General features: G+C 52.9%; 15 protein-coding genes and 1 tRNA gene. 15 read left to right on the top strand and 1 reads right to left on the bottom strand.

Translation table 11 applies throughout. The features are described 5' to 3' along the window. Positions 1 to 53 precede the first annotated feature (53 nt). The 3 genes from LFE_RS07520 to LFE_RS13140 are packed head-to-tail and all read left to right on the top strand — an operon-like array spanning position 54 to position 3,171. Positions 54 to 713 (top strand): histidine phosphatase family protein, encoded by a 660-nt coding sequence (locus LFE_RS07520; RefSeq protein WP_014449627.1) that lies wholly within the window; start codon positions 54 to 56, stop codon positions 711 to 713. Continuing rightward, the gene (locus tag LFE_RS07515) at positions 706 to 2,139 is read left to right on the top strand and encodes a cobyrinate a,c-diamide synthase (protein WP_041774212.1); all 1,434 of its coding nucleotides are present in this window, start codon (positions 706 to 708) and stop codon (positions 2,137 to 2,139) included. The genes LFE_RS07520 and LFE_RS07515 overlap by 8 nt, the downstream gene beginning before the upstream one ends. A gap of 48 nt (positions 2,140 to 2,187) precedes the next feature. Continuing rightward, positions 2,188 to 3,171 carry a precorrin-8X methylmutase gene (locus tag LFE_RS13140; protein ID WP_014449625.1) on the top strand — a complete coding sequence of 328 codons (984 nt, stop codon included), beginning with the start codon at positions 2,188 to 2,190 and terminating at the stop codon, positions 3,169 to 3,171. Between the two features lie 23 nt (positions 3,172 to 3,194). Here LFE_RS13140 and LFE_RS07505 read toward each other — a convergent pair. Beyond that, positions 3,195 to 3,270, bottom strand: a tRNA-Phe gene (locus tag LFE_RS07505). A gap of 297 nt (positions 3,271 to 3,567) precedes the next feature. Between LFE_RS07505 and bamA the strand changes: the two genes are divergently transcribed. From bamA to LFE_RS07445, 12 genes are all read left to right on the top strand, one after another. Beyond that, entirely contained in the window at positions 3,568 to 5,964 is a 2,397-nt protein-coding gene (bamA, locus tag LFE_RS07500) for an outer membrane protein assembly factor BamA (RefSeq protein ID WP_014449624.1), read from the top strand. Positions 5,965 to 6,016: 52 nt separating this feature from the next. Continuing rightward, positions 6,017 to 6,628: an OmpH family outer membrane protein gene (locus LFE_RS07495; protein WP_014449623.1), complete on the top strand. Its 612-nt coding sequence runs from the start codon at positions 6,017 to 6,019 to the stop codon at positions 6,626 to 6,628. Then, a complete protein-coding gene (gene lpxD, locus LFE_RS07490; protein ID WP_014449622.1) occupies positions 6,628 to 7,701 on the top strand; it encodes a UDP-3-O-(3-hydroxymyristoyl)glucosamine N-acyltransferase in 1,074 nt (357 codons plus the stop codon). Before LFE_RS07495 ends, lpxD begins: the two co-directional genes overlap by 1 nt. Then, a complete protein-coding gene (gene fabZ, locus LFE_RS07485) occupies positions 7,694 to 8,158 on the top strand; it encodes a 3-hydroxyacyl-ACP dehydratase FabZ (RefSeq protein WP_014449621.1) in 465 nt (154 codons plus the stop codon). The genes lpxD and fabZ overlap by 8 nt, the downstream gene beginning before the upstream one ends. A gap of 128 nt (positions 8,159 to 8,286) precedes the next feature. Beyond that, positions 8,287 to 9,126 carry an acyl-ACP--UDP-N-acetylglucosamine O-acyltransferase gene (lpxA, locus tag LFE_RS07480; protein WP_014449620.1) on the top strand — a complete coding sequence of 280 codons (840 nt, stop codon included), beginning with the start codon at positions 8,287 to 8,289 and terminating at the stop codon, positions 9,124 to 9,126. A 39-nt stretch (positions 9,127 to 9,165) separates the two neighbouring features. Beyond that, entirely contained in the window at positions 9,166 to 10,023 is an 858-nt protein-coding gene (locus tag LFE_RS07475) for an LpxI family protein (protein WP_014449619.1), read from the top strand. After that, complete coding sequence (locus LFE_RS07470) at positions 10,014 to 10,988, top strand: Gfo/Idh/MocA family protein (RefSeq protein WP_014449618.1); 975 nt, start codon at positions 10,014 to 10,016, stop codon at positions 10,986 to 10,988. The genes LFE_RS07475 and LFE_RS07470 overlap by 10 nt, the downstream gene beginning before the upstream one ends. Before the next feature lie 74 nt (positions 10,989 to 11,062). Then, a complete protein-coding gene (gene lpxB, locus LFE_RS07465; RefSeq protein WP_014449617.1) occupies positions 11,063 to 12,310 on the top strand; it encodes a lipid-A-disaccharide synthase in 1,248 nt (415 codons plus the stop codon). Then, on the top strand, positions 12,307 to 14,130 hold the full coding sequence (locus tag LFE_RS07460) for an ABC transporter ATP-binding protein (protein WP_014449616.1): 1,824 nt from the start codon (positions 12,307 to 12,309) through the stop codon (positions 14,128 to 14,130). Before lpxB ends, LFE_RS07460 begins: the two co-directional genes overlap by 4 nt. Beyond that, positions 14,127 to 15,527, top strand: a complete 1,401-nt coding sequence (locus tag LFE_RS07455) for a 3-deoxy-D-manno-octulosonic acid transferase (protein ID WP_014449615.1) — start codon at positions 14,127 to 14,129, stop codon at positions 15,525 to 15,527. The genes LFE_RS07460 and LFE_RS07455 overlap by 4 nt, the downstream gene beginning before the upstream one ends. Continuing rightward, positions 15,524 to 16,705, top strand: a complete 1,182-nt coding sequence (lpxK, locus tag LFE_RS07450) for a tetraacyldisaccharide 4'-kinase (RefSeq protein WP_014449614.1) — start codon at positions 15,524 to 15,526, stop codon at positions 16,703 to 16,705. Before LFE_RS07455 ends, lpxK begins: the two co-directional genes overlap by 4 nt. Then, positions 16,695 to 17,651: a lysophospholipid acyltransferase family protein gene (locus tag LFE_RS07445; RefSeq protein WP_014449613.1), complete on the top strand. Its 957-nt coding sequence runs from the start codon at positions 16,695 to 16,697 to the stop codon at positions 17,649 to 17,651. The genes lpxK and LFE_RS07445 overlap by 11 nt, the downstream gene beginning before the upstream one ends.

The raw sequence follows: 17,651 nt of genomic DNA, 5'->3' as shown, positions 1-17,651 counted from the left end.
GATGGACGGAGAGGATCTCCTGTCTGATTTCCCTTATACGCCGGAGTTGTCCATTGACCAAGTCTTCCGACCAGATCCCTGACCGACTGAGAGTTCACCTGTTTCGTCACGGCCATCTTGAAAACTCCGAAAAGAGCCTGATCAATGGCTCGACCGATATTCGCCTTTCGGATAAAGGACGGCGTCAAATGGCTTTTTGGGGAAGCCATCTCCATGGGATGTCTGCAAGTTTTTTTATTTCGAGCACCCTTACCAGAACAAAGGAGAGCCTCTCTCTCGTCCAGTCGGATCGAAAAGGGGAGACTCTGGCTCTCGAATCCCTCAGCGAACGCCGCTTTGGATCATGGGAAGGGTTGACCCGGGAAGAGATTTCTTCACGTGATCCGGAGGGTTACAAACGTTGGCTTGAGGTGGATCCCTCATTCGCGCCTGAAGGTGGTGAGAGCTTGTTCGGATTTTCCAAAAGGGTCCTTTCAGGATGGGATGAAGTTCTTCACAAGTCGGGATTCGGAATAGAAATTGTGATGGTCTGCCATAGCGGTACAAACAGGATACTGATCCTTCATGCCCTTGGCCTTTCCATTCAATCCTATTTCCGGTTTTCGCAGGAACACGCCGCCCACAATATCATCGACTTCTACAGGGACCATCCTCCCTGTCTGATGACGCTCAATCAGACTCCGGAGAGCATTATGGGCAGTGGCAATGTCTGATCGAAGAAATGGACTCGTTGTTGCGGGTCTTTCATCAGGTTCAGGAAAAACGGTTGCCACCATGGCCCTTCTTCGTGGTCTTTCATCCCGGGGATTGGATGTGGCTCCGATGAAGTGCGGACCGGACTTTATCGATCCCCGTTTTCATGAAGCTTGTGTGTCCGGCCCGTCTTTCAATCTGGACAGGTACTTCCTTTCGGAGGAAGGGCTCATAAAACGCTACGAGACTTCGATCTCCGAAAAATCCGGCGGGGTGATCGAAGGCGTGATGGGGATCTTTGACGGAGAGACAAAAGGGACATCGACCGCAGATATTGCTCGGACGCTTGATCTTCCGGTCATTTTGGTGATCAACTCAAAAGGTTTGGCCGAGACGATAAAAGCCTTGGTGAAAGGGGTCATGGTCCATGCTCCCGGGCTTCGGATCCTGGGTGTGATTGCGACCTTTACCGGATCGAAACGGCATGGAGATATCCTGAGGGAGGCTCTTGGGAAAGACGGCTTGCCTCCACTTCTGGGGACGATTGAGCGGAATGTGGCCCTTGAGCTTCCGGAGCGTCATCTGGGGCTGGTTGGTGTGAAAGAGCTTTCGTTGAACGGATTCTTGGAACGTTTTATGGACACGATCGATTCGGAGATTGTTCCTGGATTTTCCTGGGAGCTGATCGAACAACATTTTCAAAAAAGAGATCCCAAACCGGAGATTCCTCAGAATTCGGGCCCCGTCCCTTTTTGGGGGGGGATTCATAGGGGACACAATCTCCAGACGGCAAAGGTGCGTCTTGGAATCGCATGGGATCGTGCCTTTTCTTTTTATTATCCCGAAAACCTTGAAATGCTCTCCGAATTGGGTGTTGACCTGGTCCCTTTTTCTCCGATGGAAGACTCCTCTCTTCCCGAAGATCTTGATGGATTATTGTTTGGCGGGGGGTATCCGGAGCTTTATGCGGAGGAATTGTCAGGAAATCAGGCCATGAAAGAATCGGTCCGTTCCTTTTCAAGGACCGGAGCGCCCATTGTCGGTGAATGTGGAGGCTTCCTGTATCTGACGAGGGGACCCAGAAATCGTCAGGATGGCGAGCTTCTTCATGAATTCACAGGTCTTTTTCCGACCAGTTTTGTGATGGGAGAAAAACTCCGGCGCTTGGGTTATGCAGAGGTGTCCCACCCGGGAAGCGGCCCTTTTGCAATGGCTTCTGGATTTGTCCGCGGCCATATTTTCCACTATAGTTTTCTCCTGAATGATCCATCGGAAGAGGCTTCGACTTCTCCCGCATTTTTGAAAAGCGGGGAAAATGAGGGCATGAAAATGGGCAATGTCATGGGATCCTATCTCCACCTTTATTTCCCATCCAACCCGGAATACGCACGTTCGCTTGTGGCAAGCCTTGCTCGGTCACAAGTGAACAAGGTGAGATTCCTATAATACTAGAGGTTCAGGACGTTCCTGAACGATCAGGAGTGAGGAGAAAACTTGAAGCCAGCCGTTGTGGTCCTGAGCCAAATCAGAAGAAATCATCTCGAAGGAATCCGAAACCAGCTTTCCCGCCATGGGGGCCATCCTGTTTCGGCATCGATCGCGCTTTCGGAAGGTGTCGCCCCGGTCAGGGATTTTCTGGAAACATTATCCCGGTCGGGAGTCCGTCAGCTCGCTGTCTTGACGATGGATGAGGATGCGGTAAAGGCGATCGAGTCATTTGACCGCATGATTGCCGATCTCAAGCCGGAAGGACTTGATATCCGCCACATATTTGGTTTTATCGATACACAGCCGTTCATACGTGCCCTGTCGGAAAAGGTTCGACGGACATTTGCCCCTTCCGAAGAGGATCTTCGTCCGGTCATTCTTCTTCCTGAAAAGATTGAAGAAGAGAGCTTCAGAATTATCGACGAGACGCTTTCAGGGTATGGCCTTGAGAGTCACTGGCATCAGGTGGTCAGAAGGGCCATACACGCCGCTGCCGACTATGAAATGGCCGATATCATGGATGCACATGAAAAAGCCCTCGAGAGTACCGTTTCCGCTCTTTCCGGAGGATGCCGGATCATTGTCGATGTCCAGATGGTGGAGTCAGGACTCTCAAAACCCCATCTTACGGCCAATGGAAACACTGTTTTTTGCCATGTTTCGGATCAGGATGTCAGGGAAGAAGCCATTCGCCTTGGTCTGACCAGATCAACGATGGCCATGAGAAAAGCCAAGAACGCGATGGACGGCTCTGTGATCGTCGTGGGGAATGCACCAACCGCTTTGTTTGAGGTGGTCCGGCTGATCCGGGAAGAGGGTGTCCGTCCCGCAGGAGTTGTGGGCGTCCCTGTGGGATTCGTCGGTGCATCCGAGTCCAAGGAACTGCTCTCGAGGGTCAGGGAGGTTCCATGGATTGTGACGAGGGGACCAAAAGGGGGGTCGACCGTAGCCGTTGCGATCACGAATGCTTTGCTGAGATTGGGTAAGTGAGGAATATTCAAGGGAAAAGTGGATGGTGCCGAGGGGCAGAATCGAACTGCCGACACGAGGCTTTTCAGGCCTCTGCTCTACCGACTGAGCTACCTCGGCACGGGGGGTGACTATAAAGAGATTGATTGATTGTGTCAAGGGGTAAACTATGCTTTGATAGTCTCCCGACCGATTAAAGAACCATTCTCGGGTCTTATTTTGTGATTGTGCATTTTTATTGGACGTTTTCGATGGTTTTTTCTATACTTTATCGGAGAGGTCTCCAAGGACCGTTCCATCTGTTTTTGATTGCATCAGCAAGTCCATTCGATATTAACGATTTCTTGTCAGAGCTGGCATGATTCCATTAATGCAGGGTTTCGTCTTTTTTTGGCAGGCCTCGACTGAAAGGGTCCATTGCGTAATTTTTTCCTGAAACAGAAACAATGGATTGTCCTCGGACTTTTGATGGGTTTTTCTCCTCTTTATCCGCTTTATGCTGCTGATGAGCCGCCAGGTCTCCTGCCGGAGCCCCCTTCACTCTCTCCGACAAAAAGCGCGGCATCGACAGAAAAGCCCATTCTGGTCAGAAAAATCGATTTTTCCGGAAATCACCGCATCGATTTTGAAACCATCCGGAACAAGGTTCACACAAAGGTGGGTGATGTCCTGTCGATCGCATCCCTGGATGCGGATCTCAAGAGTCTTTACGCCACAGGATATTTTGAAAAAGTCGACCTTTATGTCCAGGGCTTTGAAGGTGGCGTCAGGGTCATTTTCAAGCTGAAAGAAGAGCCGACGATAGAAAAGATCGATTTTATCGGAAATAGTGCAAAGAGCTCGTCGGATCTGAGGAAAAAAGTCACGATCCTTCCAGCCTCTTTCTATGATGGCCGCCAGGTTCACGATAACGTCGAGCGGATCAAGGCATCATACCGGTCGGCCGGATATTACAACTCGAAGGTTGTTCCCATTCTCAAACGCATGGGCCGTCACAAGAGAGAGCTTGTTTTCATGATCGACGAGGGCGGTCAGACCAGAATCACGAAAGTGACCTTTTCTGGCAACAAGCACTTTTCTTCTTCCGTTCTGGCAAAACAGGTGAAAACAAAGCCTTATTTTGCACTGACCTCCTGGTGGACCGATGCGGGAATCTACAAAAAATCGGAAACGGACCAGGATGTCCAGCGGCTGAGGAACTTTTATCTGAACAATGGGTATATCAATATCGGAGTGGGACAGCCGAAGGTCGTTTTTACCCACCACCGGAAATCCATGACGATTGTCTTTCCCATTCAGGAGGGTGAGCAGTTCCATTTGGGATCGATCGCCATTTCGGGCAACAAGCTGTTTTCGAACAAACGTCTCCTGAAGGCGGTCAAGCTCAAGCCGCCGATGGTTTTTTCGAGGAAGATGCTTCAAAAGGACATCACCACCCTGACCCGTATGTACGGACACAAGGGGTATGCCTTTGCCATCGTGACGCCACAGATCGTTCCGAACCTTCAGAACAAGACCGTTGACCTGACCTATTCCGTGACGGAGGGGGGGCTCGTCCATATCCGCCGGATCAACATTACCGGAAACGAACTTTCACGGGACAAGGTGATCCGGCGTGTTCTGGGCGTTCAGGAGTCGGATATCATGGACACCCAGGAGCTTCAGAACTCCTACAGGAACCTTCAGAACCTGAACTTCTTCTCGAATGTCCAGATTGTTCCCAAACAGGTCGGGAGCAACCTTGTGGACCTGAATGTATCGGTCAAGGAAAAGCCAACCGGCACCTTCTCGATCGGTGGCGGGTACAGCACACTGTTCGGTGTCATGGGTATGGCGACGATTGCCCAGAACAACATTTTCGGCACGGGAGATTCTGTTTCCCTGTCCGGTGAGCTTGGCGGATTTATCACCATGTACTCTCTTACGATCTCGGATCCCTGGTTCCTCGATACTCCGACGTCGGCGTCTTTGTCGTTGTTTGATACGTTCATGGATTACTTTACTTACTGGAATAGCGCCATCGGAGGATCGCTGACCTTCAGCCGCCGTTTCGGGTATTATTTCTCCACATCGCTTTCCTGGCTTGCGGAATCGGAAAATATTTTCCTTGTCTCTCCGACTCCCCAACAGGCCCTGACCGCCCCGATCCTCGCTCCTTTCCTTGCCCAGCAAGGGTTCTGGACCCAGAGCGGACCATCTGTCGGTGTTTCTTATGATCGTCGGGACAACTATATGAATGCCCATTCCGGATACCATATCTGGGGCAATGTTGGTGTTTACGGCGGTACCTTTGGCGGAGATACAGCCTTCTACTCGACAACCGGTCATATGACGGTCTTTTTGCCGGTGACGGAACATTCAACGCTGTCGTTCCATGTCGGAGGAGGACTTGTGGAGCCGATCGGTCCGGACGGATTCATTCCTGTCTGGGATCGTTTCTATGTCGGCGGTATCTACTCAAACCGGGGATACAACTTCGGTTATGCAGGCCCGATGCCCTATGGCTATCTGGTTGGCGGAAACAAGGAGATTCTCTTCAACTCCGACTATATCTTCCCGATTTTCCCGAAATTCGGGTTCTACGGGGATATCTTCTTTGACGACTCTGGTGAGTTTGTGCCCGGTCAACCGGTCACGCTTGGCGGTATCGACTGGCCTGGTGCCGGTGTCGGAATCATGTGGAATTCACCAATGGGTCCCCTGACTCTTGATCTTGGATGGCCGCTGATCAGCAATGCGCAGATGCAGGCGTTCCCGGGGAACTATCCAGGGCCGGTGGTCAACTTCCAGATGGGATCCCTCTATGGAGGGTAACTGTCCAATCGGGTGCATCTTGCCCAATAATAACAATAAGGAGATTTGACTTATGAAGCTTCAACAAGGATCAAAACTGACAGGGAAGATGACTGTTACGATTGCTGCGGCATTTTCGCTCGCCGGGATTCTTTCGATGGCCACTCCCGCCCAGGCGGCTTCCGATGTCGCGGTTGTGGATGTCATGAAAACCTTCGAGGAAACCGATCTCGGCAAGTCCATCCAGACCCATGTGAAGCGATACTCCCAGTCCAGGGCGAACAAGCTCAAAGGAGAACAGAAAGCCCTTCAGGATGAGAACAATGAGATTCGCCAGCAAAGCGGAGTGATCAGCAAGGATGCACTGAAGGCCAAGGAGATGGAGTTCCAGCAGCATATTGATGCCTATAAGAAGGAAGCCCGAAAGCTCCAGACCGAAATGGCCTCCGAGACAGTGGTGGGACTTCGGAAGTTTATTGATGCCGAAAACGCCGCAGCGAAATCCGTTGCCAAGAAATATGGTTTTTCCATCGTGATAGGGGAACATCCGATCCGTATGCCGATCGGTCCGACACCTCCCATTTTTCGGGGACCCAGATTCTTGTACATCAACAAGAAAAATGACCTGACAGAGTCCGTGATCGCCAAGATCAACAAGGATCACCCTGCCGGCGGCGGAAATTAATGACGCTTTCAGAGATTTGCTCCCTGGTGTCCGGGGAGCTTTTTGCTCCAGTGGGGAGCGAGTCTCAATCCATACGGGGAATACGCTCCATGTCGGAGGCCAGGGAAGGGGATATCACCTTCCTGGCCAACGTCCGCTATCGTCCCGAGCTTAAACGGCTGAAAGCATCGGCTGTCCTCCTTTCACAACACGAGCCGGATGCGACCATTGCCCAGATTGTGGTCCGGGATCCTTATCTTGCCCTCAGCATCCTGATGCAGCATTTTTATCCGATGCCAAAAGGGAGCGGACAAATCTCCCCGATGGCTTTTGTTTCTCCGACAGCCCGCATCGGTTCCGGTGTGGATATCGGCCCCATGTGTGTCGTTTCCGAAGGTGTGACCATCGGTGAGGGCTCTGTCCTGACCTCGGGGATTCATGTCGGCAAGAACACCACCCTCGGAAACGATGTGTATATTCATCCCAATGTGGTCATACGGGAGGATTGCCGCATCGGGAACCGGGTCATCATCCAGCCAGGCGCAGTGATCGGATCCGATGGTTTCGGGTATGCGGTGGATCCTTCCGGGAAAAGGTTCCGCATTCCGCAGGTCGGCATCGTTGTCATCGGAGATGATGTCGAGATTGGCGCAAACTCGACTGTCGACCGGGCAACCTTTGGTGAGACCAATATCGGCAGGGGAACCAAAATGGACAATCTTGTCCAGATTGCTCACAATGTGAAAATCGGTCAGGATTGTGTTCTTGTTGCCCAGTCGGCGGTTGCCGGTTCGGGGCGTCTCGGTGATCGGGTGATTCTCGCCGGCCAGGCGGCGGTTGTCGGTCATATTGAGGTCGGCTCCGATTCTGTCATTGGCGGTCAGAGTGGTGTGGCTTCGAGTCTCTCCGAAGGTTCGAGAGTCTCGGGTTCTCCTGCGATTCCGCACAATATATGGCTCAGGGTGCAGTCCATCGTCAAGGATCTGCCATCGATCCTTGCGCGCATCCGGAAGCTTGAACGCTTGTTCCGAAGTTCGGAAACGGCTGTTTCCGGAAATGAAATCCAAGAAGGAGGAACGGAAAAAAATGGATGAACTGCTTGATGGTCTGGATATTCAGGAGATCATGGAGATCCTTCCTCACCGCTATCCATTTCTTCTTGTGGACAGGGTCCTTTCTGTCGAACCGGGGAAAAAGATTGTGGGTTTGAAAAACGTCACGATCAATGAACCCTATTTTGCCGGCCATTTTCCTGGCCATCCCATCATGCCGGGAGTCTTGCTGATCGAGGCTATGGCCCAGCTCGGGGGGGTTCTCGCGATACTTTCGGGACAGGACAAGACCGAAAAGATCCCCTACTTCATGGGGATTGACGAGGCTCGTTTCCGTCATCCGGTGCGTCCAGGTGACACATTGACCATCACCATGACCAGCAAGGCTGTCAGAGGCTCGACCTGGAAAATGGCCGGTGAGATCCATGTGGGATCAAAGCGTGTATGCGAAGCAGTGATCATGGCCATGATCGCCTCTCCTCCTTCTGCTGGCAAATAGCGGTTGTCCAATCAGGAATCGGCCAGACCGGATAAAAATGCAATGGTCTTATCTCTGGCCAAGACTTTGGGAAGGGCTAACGTTTGAAAAAAGAGCATAAGTCTTCACAGGAACCCGAGGAGTCTTCATTGGACCAGGGTGAAGTGTTTATCCACCCTCTGGCATCTGTCTCCAAGGGAGCGGAACTTGGCCCGGGTGTTTCTGTCGGCCCGTTTTGCACAGTCGGGCCACAGGTGGTCATCGGAGCGGGTACCAGGCTGATTTCTCATGTGGTCCTTGACGGGAAAGTCATCATCGGGCAGGGGAACACCTTCTATCCCTTTTCGTCGGCTGGACTTGTTCCACAGGATCTGAAATACCATGGAGAGCCGAGCTGGGTCGAAATTGGTGATAAAAACACGATTCGCGAATCTGTCACGATTCACAGGGGGACGGAAGGCGGAGGGATGTTGACAAGGCTGGGAGACGGAAATCTTCTCATGGCCTATGTCCATGTTGCTCATGATTGCCGTCTGGGGTCGCGGATCATCATGGCCAATGCGGCCAATCTTGCGGGTCATATCACCATTGAGGATGGAGCCATTATCGGAGGGCTCACCGGAATCCACCAGTTTGTGAAGATCGGAGCCTTGTCGCTTGTTGGCGGCATGAGCGGAATTTCAAAAGACGTCCCTCCTTATGTATGGGCCTCCGGGAACAGGGCGTTCCTTTACGGTCTGAATATGGAAGGTTTGCGCCGGGCCAGAGTCTCTCCGGATTCGATCGCCGCATTGAAGAAGGCCTATGGGATCCTGTTCCGGGGTGGCAAAAACCAGAAGAGTGCCATTGGCGAAGTCAGGGACACTGTGTCTTTGACTCATGAGGTTTCTCATTTACTGAATTTTATCGAACAGTCCGGCAGAGGTGTCCTGACGGCAAGACGCTCCGATGAAAAATCCGCATCAGGTGACCAAACTGCTCAGGAATAGCGGAAGGCTCCTGTCTTCAGATGAGGGAGAGACAATCGGATGACATCCAACGATCGTGTTTCTGGTTCTGTTTCCCCGGCAACCACTCTCCCTGAAAAAATCGGAATGATTGCCGGAAACGGAACCTTTCCACTTCTTTTTCTGGAATCAGCAAGAAAAAAAAAGATTCCGGTGGTTGTTCTGGCCCACAAGGGTGAAACGGATCCCGAGATTGAAACATTCGGTTACCCGGTGACATGGGTAAGGGTCGGACAGGTGTCTCCGATCTTTGATCTTTTTCATAAGGAGTCGGTTGTTCATGCCGCTTTTGTCGGTGGTATCAAAAAACCCAGCCTCTTTGAATTTCGCCCGGACCTGAAAGGTCTTTCCATCCTGGCAAAAGTCGCCATCCATCACGATGACCAGGTCCTTCGGGCTTTGGCGGATGCTTTTTTGAAAGAAGGAATCACTATTGTTCCCTCGACGATTCTCCTTCCCGAGATTGCCGCAGGCGAAGGTGTCCTTGGTGCTTGCCAGCCGACAGATGAAGACATGGTGGACATTCGACTTGCCTTTACCGTCGGAAAGGCTCTGGGGGAGCATGATGTCGGCCAGTGTGTCGTTGTCCGGGAAAAAGTCGTTTTGGCCGTGGAGGCGATCGAGGGAACCGATGAAACGATCCGCCGGGGAGCGCTTTACGGTCCGAAGGGTGTGGTTGTCGCAAAGATGGTGAAGCCCGGCCAGGATCTCCGCTTCGATCTTCCCGCTGTGGGTATGGGAACCCTTGCCGTGATGGAAGAGGTCGGAGCCTCAACCCTTGCGATTGAGGCGGGTAAAACCATCATTCTGGACGGCCATGTTTTCATCTTGAAGGCCAATCAGGCGGGAATTTCGGTTGTGGGGGTGAAATGGGATTGAGATTCGGTGTGATCGGGGTGGGTTATCTTGGCCAGCATCATGCCCGGGTTCTGACGGAAATTCCGGGGGTGACCCTTTCGGGGATCATCGATTCCGATCCCGGGCGCGCCCGGGAAATTGCCGGCCGGCTCATGGTGCCTGTTTTCGACAGTATTGCCGCCATGGCCGCATCGGTTGACGCTGTTTCCATCGTGACTCCGACCACGACCCATTTTGAGATTGTCAAGGAAGTTTTCTCCGGAGGAAAACCGCATATTTTTCTGGAAAAACCCATCGCCGACACTCTGGAAAACGCCCAGAAAATTCTGGATCTGACGGAGCTTCACGGGGTCAAGCTTCAGGTCGGCCATATCGAACGGTTCAATCCGGGGATAGAAGCGATCTTTGAAGCGAATCCCCGACCGGCCTATATTGAGGCGCAAAGACTATCCCCGTTTGGAATCCGGGGGACGGATGTGCCTGTGGTCGTCGACCTGATGATCCATGATATCGATATTATCCTGTCTCTAGTGAGATCGCCTATCGCCGATATCCGGGTGGTGGGAACACCGGTGATTACCGGCCATGTGGATATCGCCAATGCCTGGATCGAGTTTGAAAACGGATGTCTCGCCCAGGTTCTGGGAAGCCGGGTCTCTCTCGACCGACTTCGGAAGTTCCGGATCTTTGATCGTGGAGGACGTTATTTTTCCCTGAACTATGAGACAAGGGAACTCAAAACCGCAAAGGTCGAACTCGAACCCGGAAGTCTTCCGAAGATCAACAGGGACAAGAAAACCTTTGAGCAGGTGGAACCTCTGAAAAAGGAACTCTCAAGCTTTGTCTCTGCCATCAGGGACGATCTTCCGGTGAAGGTCACGGGAGCGGAGGCCCTTTTGGCACTGAAGGTCGCTCTTCAGGTGACAAGACTTGCCAATGAAAGCCTTGCCAGGTTTCATGCGCAAGATGAGCTGAAACTCTCCTGATGGACGGCGATCCTGAAGGAAAAACCAATTCTTCAGGCCAGCCCCATTGAAGATGAAAGTGGAAAACCTGTCCGATGACCCTTTCTTCCAACTCTTCCGCATCTCCCCGTAGTCTTCTGATTGTCACAGGGGAACCATCGGGCGACCAGCATGGAGCGCGTCTCCTCCTTGCCCTTAAAGAGATTGAACCGAATGTTCAGGCCTTTGCCGTTGGAGGAGAAAATCTCCGGAAAGCAGGTGCCGGGATCCTGGTTGATATTGCCGAACTCTCCGTCATGGGGCTTGTTGAAGTTGCCCAAAAAATTCCGGTCCTCCTGAGAGCCAAAAATCGCATTCTGGAAGCGGTTCGCCTTCACCATATCAAGACTGCCGTTCTGATCGACTTTTCAGGGTTTAATCTGAGACTTGCCAAAAGTCTGAAAGCGATGGGTGTCCGTATTTTTTATTACGTCAGCCCACAAGTCTGGGCATCAAGAAAGGGGCGCGTCAAAAAAATCCGGGAGCTTGTCGATCACATGTTTGTGATCTTTCCCTTTGAGCGGGATTTCTACGAAGCGGAAGGGGTTCCGGTGACCTTTGTGGGCCATCCGCTTCTCGATGAGGCCAGACCCCAGGAGGATCCCGAAACCCTCAAAAGACGCTTCTTTCCTGGAATTGCCCCATCGATCACCAAGGACGGGGATCTCCCTTTTCCTAGAGTGATCGGACTTCTCCCGGGGAGCAGGGCGTCAGAGATCCGATACCTTTACCCTCGAATGCTTGCCGCATTCGATCTGTTAAGGACGAAATACCCGGGTCTTCGCGCAGTCGTTCCACAGACGCCCCATTTGAATGACTCCCTTTTCAGTCCGATGGAGTCGATCTATCCCTGGGCTTTGGATCCGGATGTGTTCAGGAGGGTTCCGGGCCGCTTCAGGGAGGTGACAAAGGCCTGCGATCTGGCGATCGTCACAAGTGGAACCGCAACGCTGGAAACCGCTCTTCTTGATGTGCCGATGGTCGTGGTTTATGTGATGAATGCTTTTTCCTACCAGATTGCCCGACGGCTTGTGACGGTGCCGGCAATCGGAATGGTCAACCTGGTTGCAGGTCTGTCTTCTGACGGGAGGACCGCGATGCCAGAACTGATACAGGAGAAGGCTTCTCCTGAGAGGATCTTTTCCGAGGTCTGCCAGATTTTTTCAGATCCCGGAAGGATCAAGCGGATGAAGGAATCTCTTGCCCGGGTTCAGGGCTCTCTTGGGGAACCTGGCGCCTCAGGGAAAGCCGCCGCAGAAATGGCCCGTCTTCTGGGCTGGAAAAAGGAGGACTCTCTCTCATGATGGCGTTCTGGCGGGATCCCGTCTATCTGAAAACCAGAAAGCGTCTCCACCGATGGATTCATCCCTACAGGTTTCTCCTGATAATGGGAATCCTCATGGCCATCATCGGAGCCGGAGTTTCCAGCGGAGTTCCGATTCTCTTGAAAGAGCTGATCGACAAGGTCTTCAGTGAAAAAAATCCGAAACTTCTTTTTATCCTGCCGGCGGCGTTTTTCGTTTTGTATTCTGTCAAGGGGTTGACCGCTTACCTTCAGGCGCTTTATCTCAAAAAAGCGGCCCTTCACATGGTGAGCGATGTCCGAAGGGACCTCTTTGCCCATGTGATCCGTCTTCCCCTGAGCGCTTACGGCTCAGAGGGAACCGGATCGCTCATGAGCCGGGTCACAAACGATACCCAGATCCTTCAGGGAGGAATTGCGGAGATCATCAGGGATCTCATCCGGAACTCCTTTACAGCCATTGGCATGCTGGTGGCGCTTTTCTGGATGAATCCAAAGCTGACTCTCTTCATTCTGCTCTCCGTTCCCTTCACCCTGATACCCATTCGGAAGATCGGCAAGAAGATCCGAGGATCTTCCCGCCATTATCAGGGAAAAATCGGAGACATGAACCAGCATCTTTCAGAGAGCCTGTCATCGGTTCGCCTGATCAAGTCGGTGGGATCGGAAAATATTGAGATCGACAATTTTGAAAAACATTCCGAAGAGTTTACCTCCATACAGTTAAAGCTCGTCAAATATGAAAACATGCTCTCCCCCATCATGGAGTCGATTGGCGCCCTGGGCGCGGGTATTGCCGTCTGGCTTGGGGGATACTCGGTCATTCACGGGACATTGACCCTGGGAACGCTCGTTGGCTTCATCACGGCTGCCCAAATGCTCTACCAGCCGATCAAAGGTCTGGGAAATGCCCAGTCGGGGATCCAGTCCTCCCTTGCGGCGGCGGAGAGGATCAATGAAGTGCTGGACAAGCCTCTTGAGGAGATGAACCTTGCGTCTGGCCTCAAGGTGTCCACACTCGCCACCGGGATTTCCTTTGAACATGTTTCCTTCCGCTACCCGAACAAGGAACAGTCGGCCCTTCTCGATATTTCGATGACGATTCCGGCCGGCCGGTTTGTCGCTGTCGTCGGTCCTTCCGGTTCGGGAAAAAGCACTCTGGTGAATCTTCTTCCAAGATTTTTCCATCCGACATCGGGAAGGATTCTCTGGGATGGCCATGATCTGGAGTCGCTCGATGTCTCATCCCTTCGGGACCGGATCGGTCTTGTGACCCAGGATGTGATTCTCATGAACCAGACGATCCGGGAAAATCTTCTCTATGGCCTTAAGCGGGAGGTTTCCGATGATGAGCTGAATGCGGCGCTATTGTCTGCCAATGCCACCGATTTTATCGATCGGCTGCCTGACAAGGTGGATACCCGTGTTGGAGAACGTGGCGTTTTTCTGTCGGGTGGCGAGCGTCAACGGATCGCCCTTGCCAGGGTTGTATTGCGGGATCCGAGCCTTTTGATCCTTGATGAGGCGACAAGCGCGCTCGACTCTGAATCCGAATTCCTGATCCAGAAAGCCCTTGACCGGATCATGGAGGGTCGAACGACGATTGTGATCGCCCACAGGCTCTCGACGATCAGACATGCCCAGTGGCTCTATGTCGTGGAAGGGGGCCGGATTGTCGAAGAGGGAACGCATGACGAGCTTTTAAAAAACAAGGCCGGCCGATACCTCTCCCTTCTGAAAGCTTCTCTACGCGGAAGCGAGGGATCGGACGGATCCCTGGGAGATCAGGCTGCCCAGGTTCCTGCAGACAGGACCCTGTGAGTCCCGCTGTTCTCCTGAAGGTCGGGAAACTCCTGAATCTTCTCCTGTGGCCTTTTCTCCTGTTGCTATTGCCGCTGGTTCTTCTTTTTTTTCCAAGAGCCAGACCGCATCTCCGGGAACGTTTTGGTCTCGGGGCTGCAAAAGCTTCAAAAAATGCCAGATCCATTCTGTTTCACCTGGCAAGCCTTGGTGAGGCCAATGCGGCAACCCCTCTCATCAGGGCCCTTGAGGGTGATGGCGCTCCCCTGATTCTGACAGCGACATCAGAGTCGGGAAGGGGTGCCCTTGTGAAAGCCTTTCCCGATACCCCCGTTTCCCTTTTGCCATTGGATCTTCCCGGATTGTGGGAACCCTTCTGGAGCTCCCGGAGAGTCTCCCGGATCATTCTTTTTGAAACGGAAATCTGGCCGATGATGCTTTTGACCGCCTATTCCCGAAGGATCCCGGTGATGGTCGTCAATGGCAGACTCTCTCCGGCCGGATTTTCCGCGATGAAGAGATGGCGATTCTTTCTCAAGCCTCTTTTTTCCGGTCTCTCCCGTGTTCTGGTCGCATCTGCTGATGATCGGGAACGGTATCTTGAAATGGGAGTGAAGCCAGATATTCTCGATGTGACAGGAAATATCAAATGGGACATGTCGCGTCCCGAATCGATTCCCGAGACTCTGAGGGAAGAGCTTTCAGGATGGGTTGTCCGATTTGAAGAAGCCTGCAGCCGATTGCTGGGGGAGGGTGGCCGTGTGGCCGCTCCGGTCGGGAATTCTCCTAAAAAGGATTATCTTCGTGTGGTTCTGGGATCGGGTCATCCTGGAGAGACGCTCCGCATTGTCGAAGCGATCAGAAAGGATCCTTTCTTGTCCAGCCGACTCCATCTTCTGGTCGCCCCCAGACATCTCCAGAGATTGTCTGAGTGGATCGGGGACGGATTGACCCTCTCCCGGCTGAATCTGCAGTTTCGCTCCGGAACAAACGAAAACCGGCCCCCTTCCTTTCCGAATGGACCCATTGTCTCGATTCTCGATACCCATGGAGAGCTCAGGACGCTTTATTCCCTCTCTCACATTGCGATTACAGGGGGAACCTTCGATCTGGTCGGAGGACATAGCCCGGTCGAGGCGGCTTCCTGTGCCATCCCCCAGGTGTCTGGTCCCTTTACGGATCATGTTTCGACCCTGATCGACCGTCTTGTCAAAGGGGGAGGGCTGTTTCTCGAGAAGGATGAGCCATCCCTTGTTTCAAGACTCAGATGGTTCTTGGAAAACCCCGGAGAAAGAGAGCGAAGTGGTGAGATGGCCTTCAAGGTTTTTCTTTCCGAACAGGGGGCTCTCTCCAGAACGCTTGCGATTCTTCGGGATTTCCTGAAAGAGGATCCGGGAGAGGGAGTGAAAACTCCATGAATCCCTTGAGGATCTTGCTGCTCCCTTTTTCCTGTCTGTACGGGCTGGGAATCGCTCTCTGGAAAGGGCTGTACCGTTCCGGAGTTTACAGGACAGGGAAGGTCCCGGTCCCGGTCCTTTCCGTCGGGAATGTCACTGTCGGGGGAAACGGGAAGACTCCTATGGTGATCGCCCTGGCCAAATGGCTGGAGGAGAGGGGTCACCATGTCGGGATCCTGTCAAGAGGATATGGTCGGGAGAAATCCCCGGGGAGAGAGGTGGTTGTTTTTTCCGGGAGGGGGATCGGGAAAAAGCTGGTCGGAGATCCTCCGGATCCGAGAGTCACGGGGGATGAACCGGCCCTGATCTCTTCCAGAGTCCCTTCAGCGACAATCGCCCTTTCCTCCGACAGGCTGGAGGGAGCCAGGGCGCTTTTGCCCTTTTCTCCTTCCGTGATCGTGATGGATGACGGCTTCCAATCCCTGGAGCTCTTCCAGGATCTCTCTTTTGTACTGGTCTCCGAGAGCGATTTCCTGAAGATCCTGGACCGATCTGGATGGGGTTGCCGGGATCTTCTTCCCTCCGGACGATTCCGGGAGGGGGAGGAGGCGCTTTTCCGCGCTTCTGCGGTTGTCGTCACGCTTGAGGAGGATCGTTCTCCTTTGGAAATGGAGCGGCTGCGTTCACGTTTTGACCTGTATTTCCAAAAACGCTTTCCAGCCAGAGGGGTTCTTCCGGTTCTCTTTCAGAAAGTGGTCGTGTCGGGGATCTTTTGCCAGAATGAAATGGGAAGTGGGGAGACGGGAAAAGGTCAGGGTCCCGAAGCGATCAAGGGGAAACGGGTGGTTCTGGTATCGGGTATCGCCGCTCCCGGGAGGTTCTTTCGGATGGTTTCGGGATTTGGTGCGGAGGTTCTTGGCCATCTCTCCTGGAGCGATCATGCCTCCTGGAATGAAGGTCGCCAGAAGGAGATTCTCTCCTTTCTGGAGTCTGTTTCCGGGAACGCCAATCCGGAGATGATCCTGACGACCGAAAAAGACCTTGTGAAATGGCCGAAACCCATCCATTTGCCTTATACTGTGTATTCTGTCCAGATAGAATCGTGTCTTTTGGAACCCGCTCACTGGGAGTCGATCTTGTTGTCTGTTGTCCGGAAATCGTCTGTTGCCCCCGAAGGGGAGACCCCTGATGGGGATTGAAACGAAAACACCGATGTGGCTTTTGAACAGCCTTGCCCTTGGGGTCCGGGCCATGGGGCCGGAGTTCGGCTCCAAAGCCGGCTCCCTTTTGGGAGATACGCTTCGGTTTTTGATGAAGTCCAAGGGAAGGCTTGCGAGAGAAAATCTGAGGGCCGCATTCCCTGACGCCAGCGACTCCTGGATCCGCGATACGGAAAAAAAGATGTTTCGCCATCTGGGCAGGATGGGTGTGGAATTTTTGCAGTTTCCCGACAAGGACGAAGCATGGCTCAGAAAGCATGTCCAGGTTTCAGGGATCGAGCGGGCTTATGAGGCGCTGAAGCTTGGGAAAGGAGCACTCATCCTGTCCGCCCATTTCGGGAACTGGGAATACATCTTCAAGCGGTTGTCCTACGATTTTCCCAAGGATGTCTACGCCCTGACACGGCGGATCAAGGATCCCAATGTCGATCTTTTTGTGAAGAAATACCGGGAAGCCAATACGGGGGCGACCTGTATCCTTCAGGACAACGCCGGAAGCCAGATCGTCCGGATCTTGAAGAGAAACGGAATTGTCATCACCGTTCTGGACCAGAACGCCGGGCTCAAGGAAGGTGCGTTTGTCCCGTTTTTCGGAAGGCTTGCCGCAACGTATACCAGTACGGCAAGACTCTCCCTTCGACTAGGCCTTCCTGTCATTCCGGTTTTGGGTCACAGGACGACAGGGCTGGACCACTTTGTTTGCGTGATGGATCCGATCATCCCTGATCCATCTCTTTGCGGGGAAAACGCGGTGGAGGTTTTGACCGCCCGATTTACGGGTCTTCTTGAAAAAGCGATCCGGGAATACCCCGAGCAATGGATCTGGCTCCATAACCGCTGGAAGACAAGGCCTCCTGAGGAAACAGGAGAGACTGTCCAGAACGGGAAAAGTGAGGAACTCACGGCTCCTGGGGATGGCGCTTGA

It is taken from the genome of Leptospirillum ferrooxidans C2-3 (assembly GCF_000284315.1).
GTDB classification, from domain to species: Bacteria; Nitrospirota; Leptospirillia; order Leptospirillales; family Leptospirillaceae; genus Leptospirillum; species Leptospirillum ferrooxidans.
This window is presented reverse-complemented; position numbering and strand designations above follow the sequence as displayed.

Bases quoted from the DNA above. Each gene is read 5' to 3' on its own strand.
- LFE_RS07515 (WP_041774212.1), top strand. From the start codon at position 706: ATGTCTGATCGAAGAAATGGACTCGTTGTTGCGGGTCTTTCATCAGGT.
- LFE_RS07495 (WP_014449623.1), top strand. From the start codon at position 6,017: ATGAAGCTTCAACAAGGATCAAAACTGACAGGGAAGATGACTGTTACG.
- lpxD (WP_014449622.1), top strand. From the start codon at position 6,628: ATGACGCTTTCAGAGATTTGCTCCCTGGTGTCCGGGGAGCTTTTTGCT.
- fabZ (WP_014449621.1), top strand. From the start codon at position 7,694: ATGGATGAACTGCTTGATGGTCTGGATATTCAGGAGATCATGGAGATC.
- LFE_RS07475 (WP_014449619.1), top strand. From the start codon at position 9,166: ATGACATCCAACGATCGTGTTTCTGGTTCTGTTTCCCCGGCAACCACT.
- LFE_RS07470 (WP_014449618.1), top strand. From the start codon at position 10,014: ATGGGATTGAGATTCGGTGTGATCGGGGTGGGTTATCTTGGCCAGCAT.
- lpxB (WP_014449617.1), top strand. From the start codon at position 11,063: ATGACCCTTTCTTCCAACTCTTCCGCATCTCCCCGTAGTCTTCTGATT.
- LFE_RS07460 (WP_014449616.1), top strand. From the start codon at position 12,307: ATGATGGCGTTCTGGCGGGATCCCGTCTATCTGAAAACCAGAAAGCGT.
- lpxK (WP_014449614.1), top strand. From the start codon at position 15,524: ATGAATCCCTTGAGGATCTTGCTGCTCCCTTTTTCCTGTCTGTACGGG.
- LFE_RS07445 (WP_014449613.1), top strand. From the start codon at position 16,695: ATGGGGATTGAAACGAAAACACCGATGTGGCTTTTGAACAGCCTTGCC.